The 7405-nt window shown below is 28.5% G+C and carries 8 protein-coding genes; 4 read left to right on the top strand and 4 right to left on the bottom strand.

The window, feature by feature from the left end; translation table 11 throughout:
* Positions 1-45 precede the first annotated feature (45 nt).
* Together B3N22_RS10650 and B3N22_RS10645 are read left to right on the top strand one after the other, a co-directional pair.
* Complete coding sequence (locus tag B3N22_RS10650) at positions 46-1581, top strand: YifB family Mg chelatase-like AAA ATPase (protein WP_286906940.1); 1536 nt, start codon at positions 46-48, stop codon at positions 1579-1581.
* Positions 1581-2624 (top strand): DNA-processing protein DprA, encoded by a 1044-nt coding sequence (locus tag B3N22_RS10645; RefSeq protein ID WP_286906938.1) that lies wholly within the window; start codon positions 1581-1583, stop codon positions 2622-2624. The genes B3N22_RS10650 and B3N22_RS10645 overlap by 1 nt, the downstream gene beginning before the upstream one ends.
* 141 nt (positions 2625-2765) lie before the next feature.
* On the opposite strand, the gene B3N22_RS10640 is transcribed toward B3N22_RS10645, so the two are convergent.
* Positions 2766-4331, bottom strand: coding sequence for an LTA synthase family protein (locus B3N22_RS10640; protein WP_286906936.1), 1566 nt, complete (start codon positions 4329-4331; stop codon positions 2766-2768).
* 658 nt (positions 4332-4989) lie between these two features.
* Complete coding sequence (locus B3N22_RS10635) at positions 4990-5427, bottom strand: Fic family protein (protein WP_286906934.1); 438 nt, start codon at positions 5425-5427, stop codon at positions 4990-4992.
* Positions 5428-5737: 310 nt separating this feature from the next.
* On the opposite strand from B3N22_RS10635, the gene B3N22_RS10630 reads away from it, so the two are divergent.
* Positions 5738-5959 (top strand): DUF1659 domain-containing protein, encoded by a 222-nt coding sequence (locus B3N22_RS10630; RefSeq protein WP_238907639.1) that lies wholly within the window; start codon positions 5738-5740, stop codon positions 5957-5959.
* 137 nt (positions 5960-6096) lie between these two features.
* Positions 6097-6678, top strand: a complete 582-nt coding sequence (locus tag B3N22_RS10625; protein ID WP_286906932.1) for a sigma-70 family RNA polymerase sigma factor — start codon at positions 6097-6099, stop codon at positions 6676-6678.
* Between the two features lie 62 nt (positions 6679-6740).
* On the opposite strand, the gene B3N22_RS10620 is transcribed toward B3N22_RS10625, so the two are convergent.
* Entirely contained in the window at positions 6741-6971 is a 231-nt protein-coding gene (locus B3N22_RS10620; RefSeq protein WP_181601318.1) for a DUF2922 domain-containing protein, read from the bottom strand.
* A 39-nt stretch (positions 6972-7010) separates the two neighbouring features.
* Positions 7011-7235 carry a DUF1659 domain-containing protein gene (locus B3N22_RS10615; RefSeq protein ID WP_073022871.1) on the bottom strand — a complete coding sequence of 75 codons (225 nt, stop codon included), beginning with the start codon at positions 7233-7235 and terminating at the stop codon, positions 7011-7013.
* Positions 7236-7405: the final 170 nt, after the last annotated feature.

The raw sequence follows: 7405 nt of genomic DNA, 5'->3' as shown, positions 1-7405 counted from the left end.
TTGAGCAAGGAATGAATTCTAAATATCAGAAGGAGGTGAAGGAGAGTGGCATCAGTAGTTAATTCATTTTCAATCTCAGGTATAGATGGATATATAGTAACTATAGAAGCGGATACCATTTATGGAAAACCATCTTTTTCAATAATTGGACTTGGTGATATAGCTATAAAAGAAGCTGCACAAAGGATAGAATCAGCAATAAATAGCTCTAAATACGAATTCCCTAAAATGAGAATATTAATTAATCTAGCACCTGGAGACATAAAAAAGAGTGGTACACATTTTGATTTAGCTATGGCTGTAGCATTATTGATACAAACAAAACAAACTGTGATTGAAGAAATTAAATCCTTTGGATTAATAGGAGAATTATCATTAAATGGAGAGTTAAGACCATGTGCAGGTATACTACCTATGGTCATAGAGGCTAGAGAAAAAGGTATTAAGAATATAATAGTACCAAAAGAAAATATAAAAGAGGCTTCTTTAGTCAATGATATAAACATATTTGGATTTGGTACACTTAGAGAGGTAATAGATTTCTTAGAAGGTGTCTCTACATATGCTGATGAAGAGATGATAGAAAATCATTTTATTAGAAGAGAGTATTTACTTGATTTTGAGGATGTTCAAAGTCAAGATATGACAATAAATTATATAATTATGGCAGCAGCTGGTGGGCATAATCTGTTAATGAGTGGATCACCAGGGTGTGGAAAATCAATGATAGCTAAGAGGATTCCAACAATACTCCCATCTATGAGTGAAGAGGAGGCATTAGAGGTTACGAAAATTTATAGCGTAGCAGGTCTTTTAAAGAATAAAGGAAGTTTAATCACTGAAAGACCTTTTAGAGCCCCTCACCATAATGCATCTACTAACTCATTAGTAGGGGGAGGTAATAATGCTATGCCAGGTGAAATATCTTTAGCTCATAATGGAGTACTATTTCTAGATGAAATAGCTGAATTTAACAGAAAAACACTAGATTCTTTAAGGCAACCTTTAGAAGATGGAGCGGTTACTATTTCCAGAGTTAAAAACACGAATGTTTATCCTGCAAATTTTATGCTGGTAGCTGCTATGAATCCTTGCTCATGTGGCTATTATGGAAACCCTAAATGCCATTGTTCAGATTATGAAGTCATAAAATATAGACAAAGGTTGTCAGGACCAATAATGGATAGAATTGACATACAAAACTATGTAACACAAGTGGATATAATGAATTTATCAAACCATACAAAAGGTACAAAATCTGAAGTTTTAAGAAAAAAAGTTGAGGAAGCTAGAGAAATTCAAAGATTAAGATTTGAGAAATATAGTGGTATTAATTGCAATGCTCAGATGACTCCAGACATGATATCAAAATATTGCAGTATAGATGAGCAATCTAAGAGATTATTTAAGTTAGCCTTTGATAGGTTTAACTATAGTGCAAGAAGTTTTCATAAATTCTTAAAAATAGCAAGGACAATAGCTGATTTAGAGAAAGAAGAAAAAATTAATTATACCCATGTATCTAAGTCATTAATGTGTAGAGAAATAGATAAAGAAGATACAAATATGGAGGTAGTTTAATGAATCTGTATTGGATTTGGTTAAATGAGTTAGATGGGATAGGACCTGTACTTTCTAAAAGATTACTAAAAGCTTTTGGGAGTCCTGAGAATATTTATAGATCAAGTATTAAAGAACTACAAGGTATAGAGGGAATAGGTAAAAACATAGCAGAAAAAATTTATAACAATAAAGCTACTGATAAAGCTAAGAAAATTCTAGAAAAGTGCTATAAGGGAAATATAAATATATTAACATTAAATGATAATTTTTATGAAGACTGCTTTAAATATAAATACAGTCCAATCCTTTATTATTATAAAGGAAAGTTAAATAAGAATGATAAGTTAATTTCAATTATCGGAACAAGAAGTTGTAGTAAATATGGAAAAGATATAACAAGAGATATAGTAAAACATCTGATTCAAGATAAATCTACGATAATAAGTGGATTATCAAAAGGTATTGAGGCGATAGCTCATACTGAAACAGTTAAAAATGGAGGCAAGGCTATGGTATTTTTACCTTGTGGAATTGATTGCATATACCCAAAAGAGCACGAGAAACTAATACAAGCTATACTTAATATTGGTGTAGCAATCTCACAATATTCACCAGGAGAAAAAGTTAAAAAGAATCATTTAATACAAAAAAATAGAAGAATGATGGAATGGTCTGATGAAGTTATTATAACTGAAGCACCAATTAATAGTTCTTCCTTATTTACTGTGGAATATGCTAAGGAAATTAATAAAATCGTACATGCAGTTCCTCATAATTTATATTCTAAAGAAGGAGCGGGAACCAATAAATTAATCCATGAAGGAAAAGCAAGTATGTTTTTCTTTAAAGAAAGGTCACGTAAAGAAGAAATAGAAACTGAAGATAGAATAAATTTTAGTTCAATACAACAAAAAATATTAGAGTTTTTAAAATTAAAAGAATACTACATAGAAGAATTAAAACAAAAGTTAGATTTAGATGAATCAGTTTTATTAACTGAGTTATTTTCTTTAGAAATGTCAGGAAGAGTAAAAATAAAAGGTGGGCTAGTAACCATATAAGCTTTCATAGAAGTAATTAGTGAATACATATAAAGTTTTTTAATTACAAGTTGTTCTCTAAATAAAGAATAGATGTACTTTAACTTGATAGTACATCTATTTTTTTAGGTGGGCCATATACAAAAGTTAAATTTTAATTAATTATTTACCCCAAATATCATATTTTAATATACTATCAGACAACTGAAGTTTCTGAAGTCCTTCTTCTATTACATCACTTATAGAATCTTTTGAGACTTCTTCATAAGTTTCTGTATTATAAACCTTGTCCTCATCTTTATCATAGAAGTAATTAGAGTATATAATACTTCCATTTCTAAATACTACAGGCACTAATTCCTCTATTAATGTATTAGCCCCTAGCATATAATTGTTTTCTATTCCCAGTAAATCAAGTATCATAGGTAAGATATTTATCTGACCAATTGCATTTTCATATACTCCTTGAACTAAGTTGTGAGGGGTATTTATGATAAGAGGTATTTTATTATAAATGTTATTAATAGTTACATTATTTACTTTTACATTCATAAATTTCCCTAATATATCATTTTGATCATCTCTAAGTCCTCTATGATCACCATATATAACTATGGTGCTAGTATCAAATAAGCCTTCCTTTTTTAAATCATCTATAAAGTTCCCAATAGCTTTATCTGTATAGTGTATAGCTTCTATGTAATCTGCTAGTTGAGTACCTGTAAATTCTCCTACGTCAAATTCATTAAATCCACTAAACATATCAAAGGGGTGGTGAGAACTTAATGTTACAATAAAGCTGAAAAAAGGTTCTTGAAGTTCTTTTAATGTCTCTAAGCTTTGAGCTAAGAATTCATTATCTTCAATTCCCCAGCCTATAGTATTTCCATTATAGTCTTCACTACTATAAAACTTATCATACCCAAAGGACTGATAGGCAGAGTGTCTATTCCAGAAGTTTTTATCATATCCATGCATAGCTACAACATTTGGATACCCATTTTCTTTTAGAAGTTTAGGTAACGCATTATAGGTATTAAAAGTATCAGTAAAATAAGCAGCTCCTACTGGAGCAGGATATAGGGAATTATTTAGCATAAATTCTGCATCGACAGTGTTTCCTCCAGTTGTTTGTCCATACATTCTATTAAAATACATGCTTTCATTAATCAATTTATTAAGGTTAGGGGTTATTTCTTTACCATTTATCTCTCTATTTATAACGAAGTCTTGAAGAGCTTCAACTTGGATAACAATAAGATTGCTATCTTTTGCTATACCATAATTGTCACTCTTAACTTGGTTAGGTACATCATCTAAGATTTCTTGAGCTTCTTCCTCAGAAATAGCTAGTTTAGAAAACTCATCAGTTAAATATTCTTTTAAATCATTATAGTGATAATATAATACACCCATTTCTCTAGCTACATACTTACTATCCCACTTATGAGTAAGTATATCCTTACTAGCAACCATTTTTTTATTAACAGCGAAGATTCCTGTAATTAAAACAGCTAAAGCTAGAGGAATAACTGTATAAATGTTTGATCTATTAGAACCCTTTTTATTTCTGAAGAGATATCCACATAAGATTATTAAGCCTATTATATCTAAAAATACTATTAAGTCTGTATAGTTTAACAAGCTTGTTATACTGCTATTAATCTCATTTATATATTTTGCTTGTGGTATCATATAAAATGATAAAAATTCTCCATAATATCTCATGTATAAAATATCACCAATAAAGACTAGAGAAAAAACTAGATTTATAATAGTCAAAACTAAAACCTGATTTTTAAATTTTAAAAACAGAGTCCATATTAAGATAAGTGAAGCTACGACGCATAAATATATATAAAACTTATTTCCCTTATCAGGAAATGCCTGCTCAAATAATTATTTTCACATAATCGCGAAGCACATAATGTTTAAGGATGCTGTAGTTTAGTATATAATATAAGTATTAAGATTTAATTGCGCATAAATATATTTAGCAGGCAATATAAAAAAGTTTAAAGAGTGGTGATTACTATGAAGTCTATCGAAACAAGTGAGTTTAAATTTAAAATAGATTGTTTTTTAGAAAAAGCAAAAGAATACTGTAATATAAAATTTGGTTATGTATTTGGCTCTTATTCAAGAGTACTTTGACTTTAAGTATTTCAGTGATTATTATGATGAGTGTATGTTAAACCATTTAAGAAAAAGTAAAGAAAGTCGTTTATGATATAATAATAAATAATTTAAAGGATATAGAAGATTTCATAGAAGTAATTAGTGAATATATATAAGAGAGAAGAACCCTTAAAGTAGATGTGCTGTCAAATGACAGCACGTTTTACTTAAAATATCTTATACTATTTGATTAAGTTTATATATAAATCTAAAGTATTATCAAGTTCTCCATTTGCTCTTTTATCAAAAAAGGCTCTGGTGGCATATGCTTTGCCCCAGCAATCATAACTTGTTGATCCCTATAGGTACCTGCATATATGTCATCAATACCTTTAAGTATAAGTCTGTGAATATTTTTAATCTGCCATTCAGTTAAAGGTTCATTATTTTTAACAATCTCTTCTACAAATAAAATAGCATCTCTATGGTTTATTACTTCTAAATGTTCTCTTAAGGTTTTTCCGCCAACAGTAATTCCTTCTAATACAACTTTCGTCTCCATTAAAGTTAGTGTATTTCCTTCAATAGCATTAGAATTATAAGTCCATTCTAATAGTAAATGCTCTCTTATACTTTTTACAGTATGCTCTGGTAACGGCCTTCTAGTATCTAATAATTGTTTTTTTTCATTAATATCTTTAAACATAGAAAGCTCCTTTTAAAAATCTCATAATATATCGAGTCTAGAAAATACTTATAAAATTATTAATTCTCCAAGAAAGTGAGAATACATATATATTATATAATATTGACTAGAAATTTACCAAAAGAATTAGCAAATATATTGACAACCTCCCTAGAACAAGTTCTCGCTATATAAAGTAAAATTTAAACATTGTTTATTGAAAATTGTGGCTATTTTGCTTATATTTATATTTAAGTTTGAATTAACTTTACACAAATACTCATATTTAGACATATTATATTACTAAATTTAAGAATAGGAGGTAATATAAATGACTGAGAGTATATTAACACGTCTATCCTTAGAGATAGAGTATAAAGCCGGTCTAGATAAAGAAGGTAAAGATGTATTTAGAAAGTTTAGTATATCAAATATAAAAGAAGAAGCTTCTGATGATTCCATTGGGAAATTAGGCAATGCTATAGGAAGTTTATTGGATACACAAATATATAGAGTTTCTAAAGCAACTAAACATGAAATAATAACTTTTTAATAGATATATAATCCATGATTAAAGGCATGCTGTCATTTTGATAGTATGCCTTTTTCTCATTTTCCAGTATTTGCTACACACATATATATAATTCGACATAGTATAGTAGTAAATTTAACAATAAAGGAGGCGATCTTATGGATTACTCTCAGCTTGAAGAGCTTGTTGAGCTATCTAAAAAAGGAGATAAAAAAGCAAGAGAAAAATTAGTTGAAAAAACTCTAAATAAAATCGGAAGTATAATTAAGAAATATAATATTTATCCTTATACTAATGATGATTTGATAAATGAGGCTTATAAGGTAATCTTTGAAAATATAGATTATTATGATCATGGTATGGGTAACTTCCTCCCCTTTATGGAATTATGTATAAATAGACATTTCTTCAATCTACTAAGAAAATCTGTAAATGGAAAGTTAAAAGATGGAGTTAAAACCTTAATAATAGATGAAAAATTTGAAAATATTCTTTTCTATAAAATGAAATGTTTCGACGGAAAAATTATTAAAGATGATAGAATTGATTTTTTAAGCCTAGCTTTTAGAACAATTTTAACTAAGGAAGAACAGGAAATATTATACTATAAGTATTTTCTGAAAAAAACATTAAAAGAGTATGCTGAAAATAATGGATTATCTTATAGTACAATAAAAAGAAGCAAAAAGAGAGCTTTAACTAAATTAAAAAAATTTATTGAGAAAGAATTAAACCTATAGGTTTTTAAAATAGGACTCAGCTATAAGCAAATGTTTATAGCTGAGTTTTTTTAGTTTATAGTTTAAAGGTCTACTTGGATGTCATAAAGAGTTGATCTTTTTTCATTAAGCTTAGCAGAATGAAAAGCTACTAAATCATCGCCTTTTTTTGTAAGCAGGATATTTTCTCTTAAGATTACAACAACTGCTTCAGATATCTCTTCATTTGTTAAATCATTTCTAACATCGGCAATAGTCAAATTAACTTTCTCACCATTTCTGGTTAGAAAAGTTATAACTAAACTGTACTCCATTTCCTCACCCCCAATCTTTAATTATTTTTGTTTGAGTTATTAAGAACCTGAAATATCAGAAGTTAGTACTTTTGAATAGCCTCCTATTTCAGGAGCTAGTAGAGTCGAAAGTGCTTCAGCAAGAGCATAAATACTTTCCTTGGAAGCTGTAACTTTCACATTGTTTATAGTCTTTTTCTTATATTTTTGAGCTCCAGATTCAGTTACACCATTCTTAAGCTTTATTATTAAAGAAAGAGAAAGAGGAGTTTCAGTTACTACCATAGGAAATCACCTCCTTTACTTTTTATTTTGTACAATATATAAATTACCGCGAAAATGAAAAGGGCTCATATTTATAAAAATTATTTTTAAATAAACATAGATTTTTTTTGAAAGAAATATTGACAATAAATCGTAGAAAAATTAAAATGCCCTATTGAAGAATTGAAGAA

Source organism: Clostridium sp. UBA1652 (genome assembly GCF_002320975.1).
Taxonomy (GTDB): Bacteria; Bacillota; Clostridia; order Clostridiales; family Clostridiaceae; genus Clostridium_T; species Clostridium_T intestinale.
The sequence above is the reverse complement of the archived record's forward strand: the minus strand, read 5'-3'. Positions and strand labels throughout refer to the sequence as shown.

Excerpts from the sequence above, each read along its gene's own strand:
- B3N22_RS10645 (WP_286906938.1), top strand. The coding sequence starts at position 1,581 with ATGAATCTGTATTGGATTTGGTTAAATGAGTTAGATGGGATAGGACCT.
- B3N22_RS10640 (WP_286906936.1), bottom strand. The coding sequence starts at position 4,331 with ATGAGATATTATGGAGAATTTTTATCATTTTATATGATACCACAAGCA.
- B3N22_RS10635 (WP_286906934.1), bottom strand. The coding sequence starts at position 5,427 with ATGTTTAAAGATATTAATGAAAAAAAACAATTATTAGATACTAGAAGG.
- B3N22_RS10630 (WP_238907639.1), top strand. The coding sequence starts at position 5,738 with ATGACTGAGAGTATATTAACACGTCTATCCTTAGAGATAGAGTATAAA.
- B3N22_RS10625 (WP_286906932.1), top strand. The coding sequence starts at position 6,097 with ATGGATTACTCTCAGCTTGAAGAGCTTGTTGAGCTATCTAAAAAAGGA.
- B3N22_RS10620 (WP_181601318.1), bottom strand. The coding sequence starts at position 6,971 with ATGGAGTACAGTTTAGTTATAACTTTTCTAACCAGAAATGGTGAGAAA.
- B3N22_RS10615 (WP_073022871.1), bottom strand. The coding sequence starts at position 7,235 with ATGGTAGTAACTGAAACTCCTCTTTCTCTTTCTTTAATAATAAAGCTT.